20 protein-coding genes are annotated in these 22890 nt (G+C 42.2%); 17 read left to right on the top strand and 3 right to left on the bottom strand.

Annotation, left to right across the window (positions count from 1 at the left end):
* Window positions 1–64: 64 nt before the first annotated feature.
* From G630_RS0103640 to G630_RS0103605, 8 genes are all read left to right on the top strand, one after another.
* Window positions 65–1486, top strand: a complete 1422-nt coding sequence (locus tag G630_RS0103640) for an amidophosphoribosyltransferase (RefSeq protein ID WP_022761418.1) — start codon at window positions 65–67, stop codon at window positions 1484–1486.
* Window positions 1487–1701: 215 nt separating this feature from the next.
* Window positions 1702–1980 (top strand): HU family DNA-binding protein, encoded by a 279-nt coding sequence (locus G630_RS0103635; protein ID WP_022761419.1) that lies wholly within the window; start codon window positions 1702–1704, stop codon window positions 1978–1980.
* A 145-nt stretch (window positions 1981–2125) separates the two neighbouring features.
* Complete coding sequence (locus tag G630_RS0103630) at window positions 2126–3694, top strand: helicase HerA-like domain-containing protein (protein ID WP_026497791.1); 1569 nt, start codon at window positions 2126–2128, stop codon at window positions 3692–3694.
* A gap of 15 nt (window positions 3695–3709) precedes the next feature.
* Window positions 3710–5638 carry a hypothetical protein gene (locus G630_RS0103625; RefSeq protein WP_026497790.1) on the top strand — a complete coding sequence of 643 codons (1929 nt, stop codon included), beginning with the start codon at window positions 3710–3712 and terminating at the stop codon, window positions 5636–5638.
* A 2-nt stretch (window positions 5639–5640) separates the two neighbouring features.
* Window positions 5641–6702 (top strand): glycosyltransferase family 2 protein, encoded by a 1062-nt coding sequence (locus G630_RS0103620; RefSeq protein WP_026497789.1) that lies wholly within the window; start codon window positions 5641–5643, stop codon window positions 6700–6702.
* A gap of 30 nt (window positions 6703–6732) precedes the next feature.
* A complete protein-coding gene (locus tag G630_RS20550) occupies window positions 6733–7272 on the top strand; it encodes a hypothetical protein (protein ID WP_022761423.1) in 540 nt (179 codons plus the stop codon).
* Between the two features lie 140 nt (window positions 7273–7412).
* Entirely contained in the window at window positions 7413–8897 is a 1485-nt protein-coding gene (locus tag G630_RS0103610) for a methyl-accepting chemotaxis protein (protein WP_026497788.1), read from the top strand.
* A 14-nt stretch (window positions 8898–8911) separates the two neighbouring features.
* Complete coding sequence (locus G630_RS0103605) at window positions 8912–9163, top strand: hypothetical protein (RefSeq protein WP_022761425.1); 252 nt, start codon at window positions 8912–8914, stop codon at window positions 9161–9163.
* 30 nt (window positions 9164–9193) lie between these two features.
* Here the strand turns inward: G630_RS0103605 and G630_RS0103600 are convergent, their stop codons facing one another.
* Window positions 9194–10234, bottom strand: a complete 1041-nt coding sequence (locus tag G630_RS0103600) for a CPBP family intramembrane glutamic endopeptidase (protein ID WP_026497787.1) — start codon at window positions 10232–10234, stop codon at window positions 9194–9196.
* A gap of 115 nt (window positions 10235–10349) precedes the next feature.
* Here G630_RS0103600 and G630_RS0103595 point away from each other — a divergent pair, with 115 nt between their 5' ends.
* Window positions 10350–11078, top strand: coding sequence for an SEL1-like repeat protein (locus G630_RS0103595; protein ID WP_022761427.1), 729 nt, complete (start codon window positions 10350–10352; stop codon window positions 11076–11078).
* Between the two features lie 206 nt (window positions 11079–11284).
* Here G630_RS0103595 and G630_RS0103590 read toward each other — a convergent pair whose 3' ends face one another.
* Entirely contained in the window at window positions 11285–12553 is a 1269-nt protein-coding gene (locus G630_RS0103590) for a hypothetical protein (protein WP_026497786.1), read from the bottom strand.
* A 134-nt stretch (window positions 12554–12687) separates the two neighbouring features.
* On the opposite strand from G630_RS0103590, the gene G630_RS0103585 reads away from it, so the two are divergent.
* The 6 genes from G630_RS0103585 (at window position 12688) to G630_RS0103560 (ending at window position 19942) form a co-directional block, all read left to right on the top strand.
* Entirely contained in the window at window positions 12688–13707 is a 1020-nt protein-coding gene (locus G630_RS0103585; RefSeq protein WP_026497785.1) for a TRAP transporter substrate-binding protein, read from the top strand.
* 131 nt (window positions 13708–13838) lie between these two features.
* Window positions 13839–15230: a PhoH family protein gene (locus tag G630_RS0103580; RefSeq protein WP_026497784.1), complete on the top strand. Its 1392-nt coding sequence runs from the start codon at window positions 13839–13841 to the stop codon at window positions 15228–15230.
* A gap of 175 nt (window positions 15231–15405) precedes the next feature.
* Entirely contained in the window at window positions 15406–16479 is a 1074-nt protein-coding gene (locus tag G630_RS0103575) for a hypothetical protein (protein WP_026497783.1), read from the top strand.
* Window positions 16470–17336, top strand: coding sequence for a hypothetical protein (locus G630_RS0103570; RefSeq protein ID WP_026497782.1), 867 nt, complete (start codon window positions 16470–16472; stop codon window positions 17334–17336). Before G630_RS0103575 ends, G630_RS0103570 begins: the two co-directional genes overlap by 10 nt.
* Window positions 17337–17341: 5 nt before the next feature.
* Complete coding sequence (locus tag G630_RS0103565) at window positions 17342–18799, top strand: MBOAT family O-acyltransferase (protein WP_026497781.1); 1458 nt, start codon at window positions 17342–17344, stop codon at window positions 18797–18799.
* A gap of 69 nt (window positions 18800–18868) precedes the next feature.
* Entirely contained in the window at window positions 18869–19942 is a 1074-nt protein-coding gene (locus G630_RS0103560; protein WP_026497780.1) for a hypothetical protein, read from the top strand.
* Here the strand turns inward: G630_RS0103560 and G630_RS0103555 are convergent.
* Window positions 19939–20613 (bottom strand): rhomboid family intramembrane serine protease, encoded by a 675-nt coding sequence (locus G630_RS0103555; RefSeq protein ID WP_026497779.1) that lies wholly within the window; start codon window positions 20611–20613, stop codon window positions 19939–19941. The two genes, G630_RS0103560 and G630_RS0103555, sit on opposite strands and share 4 nt — an antisense overlap.
* 249 nt (window positions 20614–20862) lie before the next feature.
* On the opposite strand from G630_RS0103555, the gene G630_RS23305 reads away from it, so the two are divergent.
* Complete coding sequence (locus G630_RS23305) at window positions 20863–22212, top strand: exonuclease domain-containing protein (protein ID WP_049946070.1); 1350 nt, start codon at window positions 20863–20865, stop codon at window positions 22210–22212.
* Window positions 22213–22350: 138 nt separating this feature from the next.
* Window positions 22351–22827, top strand: a complete 477-nt coding sequence (locus tag G630_RS0103545) for a hypothetical protein (protein WP_026497778.1) — start codon at window positions 22351–22353, stop codon at window positions 22825–22827.
* Window positions 22828–22890 lie beyond the last annotated feature (63 nt).

Genomic DNA, 22890 nt, shown 5'->3' with positions numbered 1-22890 from the left:
TGGAACTTCCTTTATGATATTATTGAACACGTAGTGTTTAAATAATCATTATCGGGAGGTTTCCATGGGTGGTTTTTTTGGCGTAGCATCGCGTGAAAGCGCAGTTTTTGATCTGTTCTACGGAACTGATTATCATTCTCACCTCGGCACTCGCCGGGCAGGTCTCGCTGTATATGACAGGAAGAAGGGCTTCGATCGTTCCATACATAATATCGAGAGATCGTATTTCAGACCTAAATTTGAAGAGGATATGTTAAAAATGGAGGGACATCTCGGAATCGGCTGTATTTCCGATTTTGAGCCGCAGCCTCTCATTGTTCGTTCTCACCATGGCACTTATGCCATAACTACGGTCGGTAAGATCAACAACATTGAAGAGATTACCAATAAGCTATTTGCGGACAACAGATCGCATTTCCTTGAGATGAGCGGTGGCGATATAAACCCCACAGAGCTTGTTGCTTCCATCATTAATCAGAAGGTTACGATTGTTGAGGGCATTAGATATGCGCAGGAGATAATTAAGGGATCGCTCACAATGCTCCTTATGACTCCGGAGGGCATTTATGCAGCCAGAGATAGATTCGGTAGAACACCGGTTGAAATCGGCCATAAGGATGAGGGATATTGTGTATGCTTTGAGAGCTTTTCATATCTGAATCTGGGTTATGATCCCTACAGGGAACTCGGCCCCGGAGAGATTGCTTTCATCACACCCGAAAGTGTAGAGATAGTAGCTCCGGCCTTTGATGAAATGCGTATCTGTACCTTTCTGTGGATCTATTACGGATTTCCTGCTTCGACCTATGAGGGACTAAGTGTTGAGAATATCAGATACGGCTGCGGAAAAAAGCTTGCTCAGCGTGATATGCAAAGGGGACTGCATCCCGACCTTGTTGCAGGGGTACCTGACTCCGGAGTTGCTCATGCCATCGGATATTCGAATGCTTCTGGAATCCCGTATTCAAGACCGTTTGTAAAATACACACCCACCTGGCCGAGATCATTTATGCCCACAATTCAGTCAAGACGTGACCTCATCGCCAAGATGAAACTAATTCCCGTTAATCAGTTGATAAATAATAAGAGTCTTCTTCTTATAGATGACTCGATAGTAAGGGGTACTCAGCTTCGTGAGACAACTGAGTTCCTTTACAAGAGCGGTGCAAAAGAAGTTCATATAAGACCTGCATGTCCTCCGCTTATTTACGGCTGCAAGTACCTGAATTTCTCCCGTTCGAATTCGGAGATGGAGCTTATCACAAGACGCGTCATTGAGAAGCTTGAAGGATATCCGAAGCCGGGTGAAGAGACTGTACGTAAGTATACCGATCCCGATTCTCCCCAGTACGAGGCTATGCTTGAGGAGATAAGGAAAGAGCTTAATTTCACATCCCTTCATTACCACAGACTGGATGACATGGTGGAGGCTATACCGATCGAACCCTGCAAGCTGTGTACCTATTGTTGGAGCGGTAAAGAGTAATCCCACCTTCTGAAAACCCTTGAATCACCTTATTTTGCAAGTTTCAATATCTGTTTTTCACAAGAATAATCAGACTTTTTTGACAGATATCACTAAAAACGGCTTAAATACGGAAAAATCCGACTTTTTTTGTCAAAAAAGGCTTGTTTTTAGGCTTTTTGGGTGCTAGTATAGTCAATGTAGTTAAATTTTCTTATATTTGGAGGAAAACAATTATGAACAAGACAGAATTAGTAGAAGCAATTGCAAAGGAGACAGGTCTTTCTAAGAAGGATTCTGAGAAGGCTGTAAAGGCTTTCGTTGACGTTGTTTCAAAGCAGCTTAAGAAGAAGGATAAGGTTCAGCTTGTTGGCTTTGGTACTTTCGAGACCACAAAGAGAGCAGCTAGAACAGGTAAGAACCCTCAGACTGGCGAGAGCATCAAGATTCCCGCTTCTGTAGCTCCTAAGTTCAAGGCTGGTAAGGCTCTTAAGGATCTTGTTAATAAGAAATAATTTAAACTTCAGAAACAGCCGGTAGTCGTAAGACTACCGGTTTTTTCAATTAATCAAAAATTGTTTATGTTTGTTGTTTTGCTGAAGATTTGTAGTTAAAATAGTAAGTAGATTGAATTTAAGCATAACGTTGGAGGGTATGGAAATGTTTAAAGACAGTAAGGTGTGGGTAGCAAAAGCAGACAATGGGGATGATTTATGCCTTTTGCCGAAGATGGCAAACAGACACGGACTGATTGCAGGCGCAACCGGTTCAGGTAAAACGGTTACACTTAAGGTTCTTGCGGAATCCTTCTCCGATATGGGTGTTCCGGTATTTCTGGCCGATGTTAAGGGCGATCTTGCAGGAATGATCCGCGAAGGCTCAGGAATGGAAGAGAGAATAGAGAGATTTTCTCTTGCAGGAACAGGCTACGAATACAAAAAGTATCCTGTTACTTTCTGGGATCTTTTCGGAGAGAAGGGAATTCAGCTTCGCACCACTGTTTCTGAGATGGGACCTATTCTTTTGTCCAGAATTCTTGGACTTAACGATCTTCAGAGCGATATCCTCACAATTGCATTCAAAATAGCGGATGATAACGGGTGGTTTCTGTTTGATACCAAAGACCTGAAGGCTCTTTTAAATGAACTCTCAGAGAACAATAAGGAATATGCCGCCAAGTACGGTAAGATGAGTCCCGTATCCATAAGCGCGATCTTAAGAAGCGTTGTTGCATTGGAGACACAGGGAGCCGAGACTTTCTTCGGAGAGCCTGCGCTTAATCTCACAGACTGGTTTACAACAGATACAAACGGAAAGGGAATGATCAATATTCTTGATTCCGAGAGCCTTATAAATAATGGCGTTTTATATTCAACCTTCCTTCTCTGGATGCTCTCAGAGCTTTTTGAGACGCTTCCCGAGGTGGGAGATATGGAGAAGCCCAAGATGGTATTCTTCTTTGATGAAGCGCACCTTCTTTTCAAGGACACCTCCAAGGCCCTTCTTGATAAGATAGAGCAGGTCGTAAAACTTATTCGCTCCAAGGGAGTCGGTGTTTATTTCATCACTCAGAATCCGAGAGATATTCCGGACGGAGTTCTTGCACAGCTTGGAAATAAAATACAGCATGCGCTTCATGCTTATACTCCCGCAGATCAGAAGGCTGTTAAGGCCGCTGCGGATTCCTTCAGGGAGAATCCCGAGTTTAAGACTTATGATGCTATCATGGAACTTGGAACGGGAGAGGCTGTTGTGTCCTTCCTTGATGAGAACGGTACGCCGGGAGTTGTCAGACGTGCATTTATTCTTCCTCCTATGAGTAAAATCGGAGGAATTGACGACTCTGAGAGAGACAGCGCAATAAAGGGAAGCCTTCTCTACAGTAAATATGCAAATGCAGTAGATTCCGATTCTGCGTATGAAATGCTTCAGAGAAAGGGAGTAATGCTCGCAGAGGAAGCTGCTAAGGCTAAAGCCGAGGCAGAGGCTGCTAAAGCAAAGGAGAAAGAAGAGGCAGCCAAGGCAAAAGAAGAGGAGCGTGAAAAGCAGAAGGCAGAAGCTGCAAAGAAGCGCGCTGCAAAATCCGTTGCTTCAACCGTGAGCGGCACAGTGGGACGTGAAGTAGGTAAAGCTGCCGGCAAGGGCTTCGGAAAGTTCGGAAAGACACTTGGAGGCAACATCGGAGCAAGCCTCGGCCGAGGAATTATCGGTACTTTGTTTAAACTATAATCTGGAGACATACACATGTGGCTGCTAATTCCAACAGCATTTTTTCTGACGGCATCTGTTCTTGCCGTTAAATTCAAAGAGAGCATATGCGATACCATAGCCATGACAGGTGCAATGCAGATACTTGCATTGTACCTTCTGGCTGTAATTGGGGAAATGAGGGCTATTTATGTAATAGCTCTTTTGATAATAGCCTTTTTTGTGCTGATTATTTATGCAGAGCACTGTATAAAGGAGGCATCGCTTGCATCCAAGGTTGTGAACATTAACAGCAAGAAAAGGGTATTTCGAAGATGTTTAAAGGTATTCTTTAAACCCTCTGTAATTACCTTTATCCTTGTTTTGACAGCTGTTACCTATCTTACAAAGGACCAGATTTTCACCTGGTGGGATGATATCAATTTCTGGTCATCTGATGCTAAACAGTTATTTTATGTGAACAGGTTTCCCGGAAAATACGGCAATGTTTCACCGGAATTCGGAGATTATCCGCCGGTAACATCACTGTTTAAATGGGTCTTCCTGCAGATAAGTCCGGGCAGATATATTGAAGGACTCCAGTTTGCCGGCTATTTTGCGTTAAACGCAGTTTTCCTTATGCCTCTTGTAAAAGCAGTGAGGGACAAGCTTTCAGCGCCGGCAACTCTGCTTGCATTTATGGTCCCGGGAATTGTAAACGGGATTATCTTTTACGGAACCCCGGCTGATATCACTATGGGCATCATATATGGGGCTCTGCTGTATGCCATCTGGGACAAAAGAGACCACGCAAGTCTTTTCTATTACGGAAGGATTGCGTTATATGCAGCGGTGCTGTTCCTTACGAAATCTGTCGGTATCGAGTGGGCACTCTTTGCACTTTTGTTCTATTTTATGCTTGGATACAAAGAGAGAGGAATAATCTTCGCGTCACTTTTTTCGGCATCCTTTTACGGAAGCTGGCTTCTGTTCTGCCTGATAAACAGGAGAGTGGCCAAGGCTACGGGACTTGGAATAAAAATGGCAACAGGTTCCTATTCTGTCCCCGCTAATGCACTTGATAAAGCCAGATACTTTTTCCTCGGGCTTTGGACCATGCCGATGCATGCTGATCACAATATAACCTTTGACCTTCCGATAGGCGCGGTGATAATCCTTATCTTTGCTGCTTTTATTGTTATGGTAAAAAAGGGAATAATAGCAAGGGAGCAGGCGAAGCCGATAGGAATTTTCCTTTTGATATCAGCGATTATTTCACATGCAATTATTTTCATTGCACATATTTCGCTTTTTCAGGCTGAGGATCAGTATCTTGATGCCTTTGCTATGACAAATTCGATAGCAAGATATGGGGCACCTTTTACTATAGGCGGCATATATCTGCTTGCGGGAATGGCTTTTACGAAGGCGAGAAGATATGAGAAGCTTTCGGAAAAATCCGATGATCCGGATAACAATAAAAAAGCGCTTCTGATTTACATCGCGTTCGCAGCTTTTGTGCTTCTGACAACAGATTATAAGGGTATGTATAAGTATCTTGCGGGATATAGAACAGAACTTGCCGAGAATAAGACGTACAACGGCGATATGATAGACGATGGCGGAGAGATGTTTATCGAAGCAGTTTACGGACACAGAGACCTCTGGGGACACAGAGTGCTTAATCTTAGGAGCGGTGAATCCAATCACTGGGTACATGATACCTATATAAGCAAGGAAGCATCGCCTGTTCCGGCAGTATATGATACACTTACAGAGGCTGATACAGTAGCCACTATATGTGAAAAAATATCAAGCAGTCATGCTGAGTATCTCTTTGCGGAAGCACCCTCTGTTGGGGAAGAGACTATGGCAGAAACTTTTAACACCATCACGGAAGGTGAGGAATATTTTAAATTCTGGAAGATATACAGGATAGAAAAATCAGGAAACGATATTAAACTATACCCTGTTTATTTATATTAAATATGGAAAATAAGACAATACCGATTATAATCCCGGCCTATGAGCCGGATGAAAAGTTAATAAAGCTTCTTTCCGACCTGAAAGCATCGGAGCTTAAACCTGTTGTAATAGTGGATGACGGCTCGGATAAGGATACCTATGGACAACTCTTTGAGACGGCCAAGTCTGAATATGGGGCAGTTGTCCTTCGACATGCAGTCAATATGGGTAAGGGAAGAGCACTGAAGGATGCCTTCAATTACTGCTTGAATGAGTATCCCGATATGATAGGAGTCATAACCGCTGATTCCGACGGACAGCATACAACGACAGATATCACAAGGGTCAAGAGAGAGCTTTTGGAAAACAGCGATGCTCTGATTTTAGGGTGCCGAAATTTTGATGAGGGCGGAATTCCCGCGAGATCCGTGTTTGGAAATAAAACCACCAGCAAGGTGATGGGTGTCCTGACCGGAGTAAAGGTGACTGATACACAGACCGGTCTGCGTGCGATTCCTGCGGGATTTATGCGCTACCTTTTGAATGAAAAGGGTGAGCGTTTTGAGTTTGAGACAAATATGCTCTTAGCCACCGGTTATCTGGGGATTCCGATAAGGCAGGTGGATATACAGACAATTTATATTGAGGAAAATAAATCCAGCCATTTCAGACCAATAAAGGATTCGCTTATTATTTATGCGGTGTTCTTTAAGTTTATTATTTCCTCGCTTTCATCGAGTGTAATAGATATGCTTATGTTTGCTCTGTTTTGCAGACTTTTCAGGAATGTCGAGGATCTTTTTATAGGATATATTCTGCTTTCTACGATACTGGCAAGAGTGATATCCGCCACCTACAATTTTATGGTTAATTACAAGGTGGTATTTAAGGGGAGAGGAAACAAATTCCTTGCTGCAGCCAAATATCTGCTGCTTGCCGTTATTATAATGCTGCTTAGCGGCTACGGAGTTACCTTTATTCACGGCTTCTTTGAATCGGCTCCGGAAGTATATGTGAAAATCCCGGTGGACACCGTATTGTTTTTGCTTAGCTTTGTTATACAGCGCGAATTTGTATATAAATAAATGACTTAGGTTTTGTTGGAGATTAGAGTAATGGATAATCGTCTAAATAGAAAACCGCGCAGAAAAAAATCAAAGAGCTACTACATGGGGATAATGGTTCTTTTTATCATCTGCGTGATGTATATGATAATGTATCCCCAGTTTGGTCCATCGAATGAGGGGAATAATGCCGGAAGTAGCAGCTCTGAGCTTTCAAGCTACGAGCCTGCGGAAAATTCAGCGCAGCTCCTTACAGACGATGCAAAAAGCGATGCCAAAAGTGCAGCAGAGGCTGCTATATCAGCAATTGAAGAGCGTGATGGGAAAACCTACAACTTCCGCTATCCTGACCGCTTATCCGGCCATTTCGAAAAGCATGGGGCGGAAATGGGCTTTTCTTCAGAGGAAGAATATCTTGAAGGAGCCAATGCTCTTATAAACAATCCGGAGGCTCTTCACAAGACTGAAGCCGAGGACGGTGATGATATTTATTATCTTGAATCAACCAATGAAATCGCCTTTGTTTCCACAGACGGATACATCAGAACCTATTTTATTTGCTCAGGCAAAGCTTATTATGACAGGCAATAGGTCCGATTTATAAAGTAATTATAAAGAGAGAATATCCTTATTTAGTAAAAATTTAGAACTGAATTTCGTCTATTCTGATAAAATATTAAGTGTGAGAGTATTTGTAACAATTGTTTGCATTTATATATCAGGAGGACAATATGGATAAGAACCAATTCTCCCGTGCCAATCAGCGAGCGTTTACGGTATGCCTAATTATTGTGGCTACTTGTGCACTCGCTTTTTTGTTTGAGGGTGTTACGGCAGGCTTTTCCGGCGGAAGAATTCTTGAAATAGCTTCCGTTGTGATAAGTATTGCGGTAATGTGCGTAGCGATGGCGAAGTTTAGGGAAGGCCGTATCGGTTCTACGATGATCATGCTTGGTGCAACGGTTACTTTCGTTGTTGTAATGGCTGTCGAAGGTCAGCTCTACTATGTTATTTTCGGACTTCCTATTCTTGTAAGCGGAATTCTTTATATGAACAAGCGCATTATAATAGGCGGAAGTTCGGTAATTCTGCTTATGTATGTCATCACCGCCCTAAGAGTCCTTTCGAAGGGGGAAAGAAGCGGTACAGAAATAGCACTTACCGGAATTGCTACAATACTTACGATTCTGGCATCATATTATACGATGAGCCTCTTGAACGCCTTTAATGAGGAGCATTTTGATACTATTCAGGAAAATGTAAAGGTTCAGGAAGCAGCAAGTCATGATATGGGAAAAATCGCGAGACGTATTTCCAGGCATTTCGACAGCGCTCAGGGTACTATAGCGGAACTCGAGTCGATTATTGAAAATACAAGCTCCGGAATGAAGGATATAGCAAGCTCTACAGAGAGTACCGCAAATGCCGTAACGGATGAAGCCCAGAAGGTGGCAGAGATAAGAGAGCAGACACAGGTTGCGGATTCTCAGAGACAGCAGATGATAGAAGCTTCGCAGAGTACCAAGGAGACGGTTGCTGAAGTGGCTCAGACCATCGAAGTTTTGAGAGACAAGGCAAGAGGCGTCCGCTCTGCCAGCCAGATTACTGCCGAATCTACTAAGGCTGTTCTCAACAAGGTAGAAGAGGTTCAGAAAATTCTTGGTTCGATCATGGCTATTTCAAAACAGACGAACCTCCTTGCACTTAATGCTTCAATTGAGGCTGCCAGAGCGGGAGAAGCCGGAAAAGGCTTTGCGGTTGTTGCAGATGATATCAGACAGCTTTCTGAGCAGACTAATAATGCATCCAATGAGATTACAAAAATTATCGGTGAACTTACAGAAGATGCAAATAAGGCTATGGAGAGTATAGATAATACGGTTGAGTCCGTGGAATTGCAGAATCAGGTAATCCGTGATACCGCTTCCTCATTTGAGACGATCAATCATAATTTCGAGGATCTGATTGATAAGATCAGTGATATCGGAACCAGTATGGAGATGATTGATAATTCCACAAATGAGATAAATGATAATATTTCTAATCTGTCCGCCACAAGTGAAGAAGTTGCTGCACTTTCCAATGACGGACTAAAGAATGCTCAGGAGGCGGTTTTGAAGTTCGAAAGCTTCAGAGAATCCCTGGATGGTATTTACAAGCAGGCACAACGTCTCAAGGAGATTAACTTTGATGCGGATGACTCTGATGACGATTGATTAAGGAGGTTAATATGAGAGTATTATTTGCTGCAGGACGTGTTCGTGAAGTTACAGATGTCGAAGTAGTCGGCATGGATGTCGGCGATGGCCAGATTATTGGAACACAGGTGAATTTTATTATGGCAAACGGAAACAAGGTTGAGTATATCTACAGTCAGGGTGTACCGATTGAGGAATCCGGTCAGAAAGCCGTAGAATTTGTGCAGGAATTATATAAAAACGGCTATGCAGACTTCTCACAGGAAGTTGTAGAAATGCTCTAAAATCTTGTTTTTTTCATAAAGAGAAACAGATCAGATCGCAAAATTTAACAGTATAGTTATGATAATGCACGCGATGATGAGGCTTATCATTCCTACATTTAAAACGGAGTCCTTACAGAATTTGTCCTGAATCGGAGTATTTGGGGAATTCTGTAGGAGACTTCCTTTTTTTACGTAAAAAAACAGCATGATAAGGCCTATTATAGCGACGATGTACTGAATCACGGAATAAATAATGGAACCCGTATTGGAGGGTGAAAGATTGGGATCAATCAGCATCGGCACAAAGGCTCCGAAGAAATTGAAGGTACAGTGCATGATGATGGTATAGATCAGTTTCCTTGTGTAAATATATACATAACCAAAAACAATTCCCAGCGCAAAAGCATAGAAGAACTGGAAAACATTGGTGTGTATAAGTCCGAAAATAAACGCGGATATAATGATGGCATTCCATTCACCATAGCGCCTGCAGTAACCGATCACTGCGTATCTGAACATGATTTCTTCAAAAATCGGAGCAAGTACAACGCTGAGAAGAAAGACCATAGGAAGTGACATATTTGTGAGAGTGGATGACAGAACATCAGTCATGTCCTGTCCGGTAATGCTGCCCATTATTACTGCAAGTATCTGCCCTATAAGGGAGCCGATTATTCCAAGCGGAAACATGTACATGATAAATCTGAAAAATTCTCCCGGGGTAAGCTTCCTTCCCTGAGCCTTCTCCTCAGGAGTCATAAACTGCATACCCTTAAGTGGAAGAAGATCCCTGGTAGCCGGAGCGTTTAAGATGATTATTGAAATCGGAACAGCAATAAGGTATCCCGAGCACATGGTGATTAAGGTTGTGAGAGTGGTGTTAGTCCGGAATTGTTCTATAAGCTGCATATAAAGCTCCATGTTCAGACCGTCACTTGTTTGCGGGGAAGCGCTCAGATACGAGAAGTAATTAACGAAGATATATATAAACATTGCTGCAGCTACAACAACTACGCTGAGTATATTGGAGAAAACCACATAAAAGAGAATTGAAAAACCAAGGTGCGAGAATTTCTTTTTTACAGACATAAATAAACTCCTTTTGATATGAAAAGTAAGTATGTATTTATCATATCCGTTTACGAAATTATACGAAATAAAATCAAGGGTGTAAAGAAACCCCTTCTGTGATATTATAACATCTATGAAAGAACGGGACGAATCAAGAGTCGGCATCAGAAGAACCAAGCGTGCTGAATACCGACGGGAGCTTAAAAAGTTCATAAGTGAAGGAAAAGGCCACTACAGATGCAGATTTGCTGAGGCTGCCTATGAGCTTGGCGATATGTACCGAAAGGGAATCGGAGGTACGGCGGACATATCACAGGCCTATTATTACTATTTGCAGGCAGAGTACGCGGTTATCTTAAGACTCCAGGTCAGAAGAAACAGTGAGGATGAAGCGTTTATAGCCAAAATCAGACTAGCGCTCACAAGCCTTCGAAGAAAGCTTGGCTACGGCAGTGAGAGACTCTACTGCAGTACACATCCCTTTGTGCTTTATCAGGCTCTTGAAGGCGGCTATGAGATTATGATTTCCTTCAGACGAATGAAGAGCGGCAGGATTAAGATTATAGGAGCCAGAATACCCAAGGCAGGCGCGGACGAATGTAAGAGGTCCAGGATGCTTGTCACTTATGACAGATTCCACTATTGCGAGCTCAAGGATTTCGTTATTACCTATGCACAGAATGTTCAGGGCTTGTGGTATGAGAATTCCGAGGATTGTATCAGGGTTGATGCGATTACACTGGTAATGGATGAGATAAAGGGAAACCGCTGTGAATTTTATTACCATGGGAAACTGGTTGCTTATATTTGGGCAGAGGATTACGTGGTAAGTTCGGGTAGACCTAGGTATATCAGGTTCTGAGAGGAAACTGGTTTATTAAAAAATTATAAAAAACGCCTTAAAATCACTTTTTTCGGGTTGTATTATTGCGAAAGTGTGATAAAATCTAATTATATTGATGGGTGAGATATTTTAGTGCAGGCAGGACCTGCTAAATAAATCGTTCTGCGGTTTATGTATTTATGAGGGAGAAAGAGCCGATGGTTTTTACCACCGGCTCTTTTGTGTTATGATTCGTTTTCAGCTGCTTCCATGACGCTCTCAATCTTATTGTGCAGCCAGACAATATCCTGGTCAAAGGCTTTCAACAAAGCTGATGAATATTTGGATTTTCTTATAGCATCGGTTTTTCTCACATCTGAAAGAAGAGACTTAAGCTCATCAATATTCTCAAGAGTTTCTGTCATTTCTTCCTTAAGAGAAGCAGAGCCGCGTATGCAGCCGTCCAGAACACTTCCTATACGGCTTCCCTTATATAGTATCTCACGGGCGGAGGTCATTATATCAGATCTGAAAACCTCCAACGCTTTCAGGTAATCAGCCTGAATAGCATCCTGTTTATCAAGTGTCTCCCTGAAATCCTGATTGAGTCTTGAAAGACTTTGGATCAATATGTTCGTGTAATTAGTACTCTGTCTGTAATACTCGTTACTGGCAGATGAGTACATATCCGCGTATCTGGAAGCATCCCTGTGAGCGGATTCTATGGTGTTTACGGAAGACCTTACGGTCCTAAAGCCGTTTTCCAATGCACCGAGCTCTGCATCAAGGGCAGCAGAGATATCATGAATCTTCCTGGACAGATCTCCAACCTCAGCGGCAACCTTCGTGGAAAAGGCCCTGCTTTCTTCGTTCATATGAGTGGCATCTATAGTTGTATTAAGCGCCAGAAGATCAGCCTCCGATGCCAGGGCTTCGAGCATTTCTTTTTTCTTTGAAAGGCTTTGTACCTGCTTGTGGTACTGATCGAGGGATGAGAGTGTGTACTCAACGGATTTTTTTAATATGTGTGAAAAGGATGAGTAGCTGCGTATCTGCGCAACAAGCTCGGAATCTGGCATATATTCGGCAGAGAGCTTTGGCAGGTTTATCTGCGGAATCTCTATCTCATCGCTGAGCTCCGAATTGTCGGGGAGCTCAGGTAGATTATCGGTTGTCTCCTTTATGGATGAAAGAGCCTCGCGTACCTTTTCTATGGTTTCGTTTAAAGTGTCAACATCGTCTATATGTCCCTTGGTATCATCCACGATGTCGGAGAGCATTTCCTCGAGTTCATCAAAGCTCTCATCCTGATCCGATGAAAAGGATGAAAGGTCACTTTCTATTTGGTCTCTTCTTCCTCTTAAAGCTGTGGGAATGTCACGAATAGGGGAAATGAGGTCTGAGAGCTTTTTCCGCTTGACCACTTCCTGCCTGCTGATGGTAGGAGCAAACTCTTCGAGCGGCACATAATTATTATCAAGTTCATCATCATATTTTCTGCCAAAAAGCGCCAAAGTTCTATGCTCCTCCCCACGGAAATAATAACTTATAAACTCATTATATCATAATATTTTTAGAATAAATTAATTGCATTTAAGGTATGGTTTACCTAAGATTAATGATAGTGGAAAATATGGAGAAACCATATATGACAAGGCTTTTGACATTATATAAAAAGGTAATTATACCGGCTTTTATAATTATTCTATGTACGTTCGCACTTGCAGGCTGCAAAGGCTCTTCTGCAGGGGCGGACGGCGTCAGCACGATTAAAATTTGTGTAGCTATGCCCCGGGATGACTTCAGATGCGACTATGTCAGGCAGTTTGCATCTGATGTTGAGACCGGCACGCAGGGGCGCGTTAAATGCGATGTTCATTACCAGGATGAATACGGGGACCAGCTGCTTATCTATGATGATATGAAAAAAGGAAAGGTCGATGTTTCGATCATAGCTGCACCCTATTTTACTGATATAGTTCCTGAGGAAGGAATAACCGGACTTCCTTATCTTTTCACAGATCATGAGACCGCATGGAAATTTTCTGAGTGTGATATCAACAGAGAAGTGGATGACAAACTGGAAAAAAGAGGCTTTAAAGTGCTGAGTCATTACTGCGGATCCTTCAGAAATCTGTCCAATTCCGTTCGCCCGATCAATACTCCCGAGGATATGAAGGGACTAATAATAGGAACCGTTAAGAGCAAGACTCTGATGGATATGTTTTCAGTGCTTGGAGCAACCTCCTACAGTTATGTGAGCTCTGAACTATATGACAATCTGAACAGAAGGACTTTTGACGGAGCCGACTGGTCAGCAACTACCTTCTATACAAACGAATACTATAAGATTCAGAATTATGTTGCAGTTACCAATCATGCGTATAATTTATGGAACATGGTTATGAGGACAAGCGTGTACAACAGTCTGAGCGAAGAGGACAGAGCTGTCATTGATGCTGCAGCCAAGGTATCCGCGGAGGGAGAGCACGAGGCGGTTCATCAGAATGAAGAGGATATTTTTAAGAAGCTTGAGGAGCTTGGACTTGAGGTTACATATCCGGATCTCAAGCCGTTTATAGAGGCGACCGAGAAAATTCGCGAGAATTACTCAGGTGATTTCAAGGATGTTTACGCCAAGACCAGACAGTGGCTGGATAACAGGTAATCACTAATTATAGTATTTTTTAGTATGAACAAACCCAAAATATGGTATAATTCTTACATAGACGTAAGGGTTATACCATTTTTTGTGATATAGCATCACACGTCTAAACTAAACAGGATGGGGGGAAGTGCATGAAAAAAATCTATGTACTCGATACTAATGTCCTCATTCAGGCGCCACATGCTCTGCGGTGCTTCGATGACAACGATGTTGTCCTGCCGCTGGTGGTACTTGAAGAATTGGATACGCACAAACGCGACGAGGGTGAGCGCGGTGCCAATGTCCGAGAAGTAATCAGGTTACTTGAAGAACTGAGAAAGGAAGGAGATCTTACAAAGGGAGTAGAACTGCAAGACGGAGCGATCCTTAGGGTAGAGAAAAACTATAAGGATGTAGAGCTTCCCAAGGATATGGTGGAGTACAAATCCGACAACCGTATTCTCAGAGTTTGCAAAGGGCTTTCGGATACACATAAGGAGCAGGTAATCCTTGTAACAAAGGATATTCTGATGCGAATAAAGGCACAGCTCCTCGGGATCCAGGCTCAGGACTTTACAACTGAACAGGTAGTATCAGGTGACGATCAGTATGCCGGAAGAATAAGGGTATACGCACCGGAAGAGAATTTTAAAGAGTTTAGAAGAAAGGGAGTACCGGTTGATGTAGTTTATATCTGCGATGAAAACGGAGATAAGATCAAGCCGGAACTCTATGAGAATGAATTTGTAGTACTTCAGAGCGACCAGTCCACCAATAAGACACAGATGGGCAGAGTCGACCACGGAGTTATCAGAAAGCTTGAATTTGAAAAAGCGCAGCCCTACGGCGTAACGCCCAGGAACGCAGGTCAGTACTTCCTTCAGGAGGCGCTAATGCAACCCGCGGACAAGGCACCGCTGGTTATAGTTAAGGGTATGGCAGGAACAGCAAAAACCTTCTATTCACTGGCAGTAGGCCTTGAGAAGATGATAAACAGACCTACGGGAGAGTACAGGAGAATCCTTGTCTGCAGACCTAATTCCCAGTTTGATGATGACATCGGATTTTTGCCCGGCGATGAGCAGGAAAAGATAGGACCTCTTATGAGACCTATAATCGATAACCTGGAACAGCTCATCGATTCGAGCGAGGAAGAGCGCTATAACGATGAGAAAGAACTTCAGGATAAGACGGATGAGATCTTTCAGAGAGGAATCGTCCAGACGGAAGCCCTTAATTTCATCCGAGGCCGTTCAATCCTTAAGACCTACCTCATAATTGACGAAGCACAGAATATGACGCCGGCTCAGGCGAAGGGCATCATCACAAGAGCAGGTAAGGATACCAAGATAATTCTATTGGGAGATCCCAATCAGATAGACAGACCTTTCCTTGATGAGAGGACAAACGGTCTATCCTATGCTTCCGAGCACATGAAGGGCTCCGAACTCTGCTGGCAGATTACACTGTCTACAGAAGAGTGCGAGAGATCCAGACTCGCTATGGACGCTATCGGAAGAATGCGAGACAAAGTAATATTATAAGTGTCAGCGAATACATAATGCCTTCCCCCCACTGGGGGAAGGTGTCAGCGAAGCTGACGGATGAGGGGAGCTCCGGTACGCCGGAGCTTCTTTTTGTTGTAAAAAAGCCTTCCCGGCTATAAAATCAATATAAGCGCGTTTAATCCATTACAAATCTGATAATGAGGACTTTCCCATGAAATCTTTAATGGCTGCATTTTTGACCATAACCTGCCTATTAAGTACAGTAAACTTTGGAGGTGGCATAGTGACAGACAGACCAAACGGTGGCATACGGCAGGGACTTGCCATGTACTGCCAGCCGAGGGACAGCATAGATGTGGTTATGCTGGGATCAAGCCATGTAAATTACGGAATAAATACCTATAAGATGTGGGAGGAATACGGAATCAGTGCCTATGACTATTCCTCTGCAGAGCAGGCGATTTGGATTTCCTACTATTATCTTAGAGAGATCTGTAAATATCAAAAGCCCAAGGTTGTGGTGCTGGACTTCTTTGCGCCCTGCGCCTTTCTGGACAACTACGCCGATAAGTACTATTATCTGAACGATGCGCTTTGCGGCATCAGATATTCCCTCAATAAAGTTGAAATGGTCGAGACCGCGGTTGATGGCGATGAGAATATGAAAAAGAAATATCTTTCCTCATATTATGGAGCCGATTCCGAAGGAGATCTTGCCACACTTAAGGAAGGATGGAGTAAGGACTACAGTTCTTTTAAGGGTTATACACCTTCTTTTAAAATGGCTGCCGTGAATACACCAAGTCCAAATACCACTGATGTTAAGGCACCTTCCGAAAAATCTCAGAAATACCTAAGAAAAATAATCGATTATACATATAAAAACGGAATAGAACTGTACATTACGATAGTTCCCTATAACCTGAATGTAGGGCAGCAGGAGGGCGTAACCCAGGAGGAAGACCTGAGGTACAACTGGCTGGAGAATTACCTGGCGGAGATAAAGAACGAGGGTATAGACAATGTTTATTTTGACTATACTTTTAAACATATAGGTGATCTTGGAATAGACTACGAGGGCGGTACGCATTTTGCAGATGGAAGTTCGCACCTGAATTATTACGGTGCCACACAGTTTGCAAAATACCTTGCGCAGGATTTAAGAAGCAGATACGGCGAAGAAAAACTTCCGGATCACAGAGGTGATGCATATTACAGTTCATGGGACGCAGGCGTGGAAGAGCTTAAGGCAGAGGTTGCCGGTGAGGGCTGGGAATGGCGATAAAGAAGAATAAAAAACTAAGACGCATAATTTTTATAGCCATCACGGTGCTGGTAATAGTAATACTTGCCACTGTACTTATTCTGCTGTTCAGACCGGGGAAGAGTGATAGTACCGGCATGACTTCCTATGACGATCTGAAAGAGACAATCACAGAGGAATCTGCCGGAGACAATATAGAGGCGACTGAGGAAGAACCTGTAGAACAAGCTGTTGTAGATCCGGGCGAAGTCCTTGCAAGTGCAGCATACAAGGAAGGTATCATAAGCAGGGCGACTCAGTTTAGGGATGAGTGTGCTTCTTTGTACACGGATATATCCGGAGACCTTGCCAGATTTTCTCTTATTGATATTGATAAGGATGGGATTTCGGAACTTATAATGCACGATGTTTCCGGAAAGAGAGCTTTCTACTGCAGCTATGTAGGTGAAGCTGTCTCCGAGCCCTTTGAGATTTATGTCGATGAAACTGACGATGATTCTTCATATATGCCGGGCACTTACGCAGCTCTTTTTCTTGAGAAGAATCTCTTTATAAAATATGTTATTTCAAATAACGGCGGCAGAATAGAGTCGCATCTTTACAGGGTTAATGAACAGACCAAAGTTCCGGAACTGATAAATAATGTTGCGGTGGAAAACGGAACTTCATTTATGGCAGGAGACGGAAGCAGTGTTTCTGAGGAGGACTACAGGGCTGTCTTTTCGAATGTGCTCGGGGATGATTACGGTCATTATTTTCTTGACGAGCTTATGATAGCTGACGGTGAGTATGATTTTAAATCCCAGTATTCCTGGGGATCATCGCCGGCTCTTTCACATATGACTCTTGACGAATTATCAGCTAAGATTGGGGGATAATTTACTTGCTTTTTCAGCTTACGACTATTGGCTTTATAATCATATCGGTTTTACTTTTTCATATCACACCGGGGAGATTTCGTAAGTGGGTGCTTCTTGCTGCGAGTGTATTTTTTATATACTGGCAGGGAAAAGCATTCGGGCTTACGGTGCTCCTTTTTATTACGGTGATCTCATACCTTTTCGGGGGATTGATTTCATATTATCAAAAAAGAGATGAGGTGAAACTTGCGCATATATCTACTGCTATAGGCATAGCTATTCCTGCTCTTATTCTCTTTGGCTGGAAATATCTTTATATCGCAGCATCATTAGTCGGAGTATCTGTTCCGGAAAAAGCGGCAGAGCTCGGACTTCCGATAGGTTTATCTTTTTATACATTTCAGGCAATCAGCTATGTTGCCGACGTTTCAATGGGAAAAACTACATTACAGAAGAATCCGTTTATCTATGCGCTTTACATGATGTGGTTTCCTAAGTGGATGAGCGGCCCGATTGAAAGAGAAGGGGCATTCCTTGAGGAGATTAAGAAGACGGAGAGCGTAAAGCTTTTTGACTTTGACAGGACAATTCGCGCGCTGTCATATCTTATTTGGGGACTTTTCATGAAGATGGTTATTGCCGACAGGATAGGAATTCCCGTTGACGCTGCCTTTGAAAATCCGTCGGAATATGGCTTTCTGACTCTTATGCTGGTTTCACTTTTATATACGATGCAGATATACTGCGACTTCGCAGGCTATACCAACATCATGATAGGAATCTCCGCGCTGTACGGAATAGAACTTACACAGAATTTCAGGACGCCTTATCTTACGGAGAATATAGTGGAATTCTGGCGAGGCTGGCATATTTCGCTAAGTAATTTCCTAAAGGATTACATCTATATTCCGCTTGGAGGAAATCGCAGGGGCGGTGCCAGAAAAGCCTTTAACACCTTGGTGGTTTTCTTTGTGTGCGGTATGTGGCACGGAGCAGGACTTACTTTCATAATCTGGGGAATTTTCCACGGAGTTATGAATGTACTTTCAAGCTTTTTGAGAAAGAGCAAAGCGGCATTTCTTGTAAAAGGAATGCTCGGACGAATTATAAGCTTTATTCTGGTATCCTTTGCCTGGATCTTTTTCAGAGCTCCGGATATGAGCGTTGCCGCTTCGTATATCAAAGGGATGATTCCTTTTGTGGGTACAGCAGGAATTAGAACTGGGCTTTCCTTTGAGGACGGACCAATGCTGGGACTCGTGCAGACAGAATGGTGGATTGCAGGATTATCCCTGGTTATCCTTACAGTTATGGATATCATTTCGTACAGGAAAGACACCATCCCGCCTGAAACCATGTCCGCAAGATGGGGAGACATTACCAGAGGTGCGGTGTTTGTTTTCCTCGCACTTGTAATATTGATATTCGGAAAATACGGAGCCGGAGAAGAAATCAGAAGCTTCGTCTACGCACAATTTTAAAAGCCTTCCCCTAGGGGGGAAGGTGGCACGAAGTGCCGGATGAGGGGAATAACCTAATAGGATAAAAACATGAAAAGAATAATAGTTACTTCAATTAGTTTAATAGTATTTTTCTGCCTTCTTTCAGTCGCCAACAATGTCCTCTGCGTTAAGACCGAGGCCGGTGTTACGCAGTCGAGGGCACTATACGATCAGCCTAAAAACACAATAGATGTGGTTATGCTCGGTTCAAGTCATGTTCACTGCGGAATCAACACGGCGAGGCTTTTTACCGATTATGGCATAGCTGGTTATGACCTTTCTTCCGCGGAGCAGCCTTTGCATGTTTCCTATCATTATCTGAAGGAGCTGTGTAAATATCAAAAGCCTAAGGTTGTTGTTCTCGACTTTTTCACGGCAGCAGCTTTTCAGGAGGATTACAAATACCACTATTATTTCCTCGGTGACAGCTTGTATGGCATGCGCTTTTCGCTAAACAAACTGCAGCTGATGACAGCTTGTTTTGATAATAAAGAAGAACTGTGGAATAAATATTTTCCGTCCTTTTTCGGCTATCATGACAGATATAACGATCTTGAGGAAAAGGATTTAGAGGCTGCTTTCGGCAAAGATTACAGCTATTATAAGGGCTTTGTTCCTCATTTTCATAACGAGTCTATGCCCGATCCTGTGATTGATACCGATGAGTGCAAGGCACCGCTTGAAAAGTCGGTGAGATATCTGGATAAGATAATAGAATATACAAAAGAAAATGATATAAAGCTTTATATAACAATGGTGCCCTACGAGCTGAATGTGGAGCAGCAGGAGGGCCTTAAGCAGGAGGAAACCCAGCGCTACAACTGGCTTGAAAATTATGTGAGAGAGCTTAATGCAGCCGGGGACGATCACGTCTGCTTCGACTATGTATTTAAACATCTGAGTGACATCGGTCTTGATTATACCGGAGGCTCCGACATATCGGATGGTAGCTCTCACCTCAACTACAACGGAGCAAATAAGTATTCCGATTACCTTGGAAATACTCTGATTAACAACTACGGAAGAGACCTCCTGCCCGATCACAGAGGTGATGTCGCCTACGATTCATATCTAAGACACGCCGAAGCAATAGATCAGCTTGTCGCTGAAAATCAAGATTAAAGTAATCCTTCCATTTCTTTGCTGTTGTGGAAGACGATTATATTTACGATTCCAAAAATGACACCAATAATGCAACCGCCAAGGTGTGCTACGGTATTGGCATCCTTCTGGAAGAAGCATTCATAGACAATCAGTAAACCAAACAACAGAATATTTATCAGCATGTTTTCTTCCTTAACAAGCTGATCTCTGTTTACGATTAGCCATACCACCATAAAACCTGATAAACCCATGGTGCATCCGCTCGCGCCAAGGGAACCAAAGAACTCGTCAAAAGTAATATTGTAGGCCAGTGTGAGAACATTACCTGCAATACCGGCCAAGGAATACATGATGAAATAAAGACCGTGTCCCATATAGTTTTCAAGTAATGCACCGATTGCAACCAGGCACAGCATATTTCCGAAGATGTGATCAACGTCTGCGTGCATAAAGGTTGCCGTAATCAGTCTATACCATTCTATTTTATCCGTGTAAAAAAATGCGGCGGGATCCAATATCAGATCATCATAGAAATTCGGTGCGATGCTGTTAGATGCAAGATAAACAAGAACGTTTATAATTACAAGAGCTATCGTTACATAAGCTGTCCTATAAATCTGCCCTCTTGTCTTTTTGAAAACCGGACGATAAATATTGTTATCGGACGGGGCTTCTTTGATTTTATTCATAATCCATATTCCTCTAAAGCTTTCTAAAGATTCCCCTCAAAGGCTAATTATATCGCATGTTGAGTATCAAAGAAACATGCAAATATTGCAATTAAAGAGGTTGCGGCAATCGATATTTTTAATTTGTTAAGGAAATTTATAGTACTAGTATTGTTTTATGTTTTTTTTACAAATAAGAAATACTTTATGCTATATAATGAAAAAAGACTATATAAATGGATGTTTTGGTATTCGAAAGGGACAATTATTATGGATAAAAATGAAATAATATGTGCTGAAAACATTGTCGTTGAGGCTGAGCAAACTCCAGGCAAGGTCAGTTTTCATAACTTTCCTGAATTAAAGCAGTACATGGAAAGGGGATTGTCTGTTTATAACACAACAGAATATACAGTAGATAATCTGAAGCAGGCTGAACATGATTTGAAGGAATTAAAGGCGATAAAGAAAAAGCTTACTGATAAGAAGAAAGAACTTGAAACAGCTTATTCTATGCCTATTGAAGAAGTAAAAAAACAGCTAGAAGAACTTATAAATATGGTTAAAGTTCCGCTGGATACGATAGATAAGCTTATTAAAGATAATGCGAAGAAGGCAAAAGAACAAGAGATAATGAAATATGCCAGGACCCATGCCAGTGTTCTTGGAGAATATGCCGAGAAGGTTATTGGAAGTGACAACTTTTTTAATCAGAGATGGCTAAATGCGACATATAAAACAAAGGATTGGCAGGCGGATATTGACGAGATTATCACAAAAACATCAGATGCATTTGAAACCATCGAGAAGATTGGGGGGAATCAGAAAGCTGCATTAAGGGCACTTTATTTCGATAAGCTTTCATTGGATGGGGCAGACAGATTTCTTCAAGAAGCATCTTCTGACAATGATAAAGTTGTCGAGACAAGTGTGGAAGATGAGGATGCTGTTGTTGGATATAAGGTCCTAAAAATATTTGGAACTGATAGACAAATGCGCCAGTTGATGACTGAACTTACTCTTTCCGATATGGAATTTGAAGAGGTTGAAGATGGAATGCCTAAGTCGATGGAAGAAGTCATGACGCCTCATTTTTCTTCCTTTGTCTGTTTTGACATAGAACATACTGGTACATTTGGGATTAGTAAAGGTGATGCAGAATCAGAAATAATTGAGATAGGGGCAGTGAAAGTTAGCAATGGAGAAATAGTAGACCGCTTTGATATGCTGGCAAATCCAGGAAGAAAGATTGTTCCGAGAATTGCAAGACTGACACATATTACAGATGAAATGGTGGCAGATAAGCCTTCTGTTGATGAGGTAATAAAGAAATTTAAAGAGTTTGTTGGCGATGATATACTGGTTGGACATAACATAAAAAGCTGTGATATACCGCATATATCAAGAGCTGCAAAGAGAGCGGGAGTTGCATTTGACAATAAATATTTAGATACAAAACCTCTGGCTAAAAATGTAAAGGATAGTAAAGGCTGGGAAAAGATTACATTGTCATATTTGGCGGAGTATTATGGGCTCGAGCATAAAGAAGTACATAGAGCATGGAGTGATGCTGAAGTGAATGCAAGAGTCTATTTCGAATTACAGAAAGCGGTTCAGTAAATAATGGCATCGGGTTAGCGTGTAATTGTTGTACGGATAAGGAGTAATATGTGTGGAATCATTCTAAATTAGTATTGAAAAACTAGAGAAGATATGAGAGTAAAAAATCATATAGGAAATTATGAAAGGAGAATTATTATGTCAGTAGAATCCAATTTTTTATTGAGATGTCAGGATGAAAAGCAGATAGAAGTTGCTAAGAGTTATCCGGTTAATCTTAATGGGAGAGGACAGAATTATCCTATTGCAAAAAAAATGGAAGTAATGGGGAATGATATTGAACTATATAACTGTTTGTGTATCGATGATTTCGAGAAATATCTTATAGATTGGTGTATTTACATTGCAGAAAATACACCTGATTTACGTTTTGATGCGCATGGCGGATTTACCGTGGATACTGACGGTTACACAGTTATTCATAAGATCAATTATGAGAATGCGACGCTCACTATTGAAACAAGTAGCGGATATGAGGAATATGAGGACGAAGAAGACGAAGAAGATGAGTATGAAGATGATGAGTACGATGAGGATTGGGATGAAGAGAGTGGCATGAGTACATCAATCACTGTTTATAAACTAATAGATGGAAAACTAATACTGAGTGAATAGTATGAAGCACCATTAATATGACTAAACTAATATGATAGGATTGCAACAGTGAGCCCTTTGAGT

The organism is Butyrivibrio sp. WCD2001 (assembly GCF_000424485.1).
GTDB lineage: Bacteria > Bacillota > Clostridia > Lachnospirales > Lachnospiraceae > Butyrivibrio.
The sequence above is the reverse complement of the archived record's forward strand: the minus strand, read 5'-3'. Positions and strand labels throughout refer to the sequence as shown.

Coding starts and splice junctions, on each gene's coding strand:
- G630_RS0103640 (WP_022761418.1), top strand. CDS start 65: ATGGGTGGTTTTTTTGGCGTAGCATCGCGTGAAAGCGCAGTTTTTGAT.
- G630_RS0103635 (WP_022761419.1), top strand. CDS start 1,702: ATGAACAAGACAGAATTAGTAGAAGCAATTGCAAAGGAGACAGGTCTT.
- G630_RS0103630 (WP_026497791.1), top strand. CDS start 2,126: ATGTTTAAAGACAGTAAGGTGTGGGTAGCAAAAGCAGACAATGGGGAT.
- G630_RS0103625 (WP_026497790.1), top strand. CDS start 3,710: ATGTGGCTGCTAATTCCAACAGCATTTTTTCTGACGGCATCTGTTCTT.
- G630_RS0103620 (WP_026497789.1), top strand. CDS start 5,641: ATGGAAAATAAGACAATACCGATTATAATCCCGGCCTATGAGCCGGAT.
- G630_RS20550 (WP_022761423.1), top strand. CDS start 6,733: ATGGATAATCGTCTAAATAGAAAACCGCGCAGAAAAAAATCAAAGAGC.
- G630_RS0103610 (WP_026497788.1), top strand. CDS start 7,413: ATGGATAAGAACCAATTCTCCCGTGCCAATCAGCGAGCGTTTACGGTA.
- G630_RS0103605 (WP_022761425.1), top strand. CDS start 8,912: ATGAGAGTATTATTTGCTGCAGGACGTGTTCGTGAAGTTACAGATGTC.
- G630_RS0103600 (WP_026497787.1), bottom strand. CDS start 10,234: ATGTCTGTAAAAAAGAAATTCTCGCACCTTGGTTTTTCAATTCTCTTT.
- G630_RS0103595 (WP_022761427.1), top strand. CDS start 10,350: ATGAAAGAACGGGACGAATCAAGAGTCGGCATCAGAAGAACCAAGCGT.
- G630_RS0103585 (WP_026497785.1), top strand. CDS start 12,688: ATGACAAGGCTTTTGACATTATATAAAAAGGTAATTATACCGGCTTTT.
- G630_RS0103580 (WP_026497784.1), top strand. CDS start 13,839: ATGAAAAAAATCTATGTACTCGATACTAATGTCCTCATTCAGGCGCCA.
- G630_RS0103575 (WP_026497783.1), top strand. CDS start 15,406: ATGAAATCTTTAATGGCTGCATTTTTGACCATAACCTGCCTATTAAGT.
- G630_RS0103570 (WP_026497782.1), top strand. CDS start 16,470: ATGGCGATAAAGAAGAATAAAAAACTAAGACGCATAATTTTTATAGCC.
- G630_RS0103560 (WP_026497780.1), top strand. CDS start 18,869: ATGAAAAGAATAATAGTTACTTCAATTAGTTTAATAGTATTTTTCTGC.
- G630_RS0103555 (WP_026497779.1), bottom strand. CDS start 20,613: ATGAATAAAATCAAAGAAGCCCCGTCCGATAACAATATTTATCGTCCG.
- G630_RS23305 (WP_049946070.1), top strand. CDS start 20,863: ATGGATAAAAATGAAATAATATGTGCTGAAAACATTGTCGTTGAGGCT.
- G630_RS0103545 (WP_026497778.1), top strand. CDS start 22,351: ATGTCAGTAGAATCCAATTTTTTATTGAGATGTCAGGATGAAAAGCAG.